At 64.8% G+C, this 1,095-nt stretch carries 1 protein-coding gene; it reads left to right on the top strand.

The features are described from left to right. Positions 1-187 precede the first annotated feature (187 nt). Positions 188-1,095, top strand: a 908-nt coding sequence (locus tag HNQ66_RS23390) for an IS110 family RNA-guided transposase (RefSeq protein WP_184147293.1), incomplete at its 3' end; no start/stop codon positions are given.

The following is a 1,095-nucleotide window of genomic DNA, read 5'->3' on the forward strand; positions in this document are numbered from 1 at the left end:
TTGTAACTTCCCTTTGCCCGGGATTGGCGCTGTATTGCCGATTGCGGTGGCGGATGAGAGACCGCAGCACCTTTGGGACACCAAGCCCGTGGGAGAGCCTGGGTCTTCATCCGCCGTTCCATCGAACCCGAACAGTCGCCAGGGCCGCTCGCGCATGCGAAGCCCGCTTAGGCAAGGATGGGACAGGATGGACGTGATCGTTGGCATTGATGTTTCGAAGGACCGGCTGGATGTGCATGTGCTTCCGGCCGGTGACAGTTTCCTTGTCGGCAACGACCATGCCGGCGTGGATGGGCTGATCACCCGGCTGCGAGAGGCAAAGGCCGATGTCGTGGCGCTGGAAGCGACCGGCGGTTACGAGATGCTTGCGGCTGCGGGCCTGTCATCGGCCGGCCTTGCCGTTGTCGTGGTCAATCCGGCGCAGGTTCGTTCCTATGCCAATGCGCTGGGCAAACGTGCCAAGACCGACCCGATCGACGCGGCGGTGATCGCAGCCTTCGTGGCGGCGACGAAACCGGATATCCGGCCGTTGCGCGATGAGGAGAGTGAATCCTTCTCGGCCATCGTGTCGCGCCGCCGCCAGATCGTGCAGATGATCACGGCGGAAGAGAACCGGGCACGGATGGCGCAGACGAAGGAGACGCAGAAGAGCATCAAGCGCCTGCTTGCCGCGCTCCGGCACGAACTTGCAAGCCTGGACGACGAGCTCGACGGCCGTATTCGCAAGTCGCCCTTGTGGCGGGTGCGCGAGGCGCTTCTGACGTCTGTGCCGGGTGTCGGGCCGACCACCGCCCGCACGCTGATTGCCGAGATGCCCGAACTCGGCACGCTCGATCGGCGCCAGATCGCCTCACTGGCGGGGATCGCGCCGTTCACGCGGCAATCGGGCAAATGGCGGGGCAAGAGCTTCATCGGCGGCGGTCGCGGCAAGGTGCGCGCCGTGCTCTTCATGGCCGCCCTCGTGGCGTCCCGTCACAACCCGGTCCTCAAGGCTTTCCGCGACAGGCTCGTGGCTGCCGGCAAGCCGAAGATCGTCGCCATCGTCGCGACAATGCGAAAACTCCTCACCATCCTCAACGCAATCATCCGCGACGG

Source organism: Shinella fusca (genome assembly GCF_014203155.1).
Taxonomy (GTDB): domain Bacteria; phylum Pseudomonadota; class Alphaproteobacteria; order Rhizobiales; family Rhizobiaceae; genus Shinella; species Shinella fusca.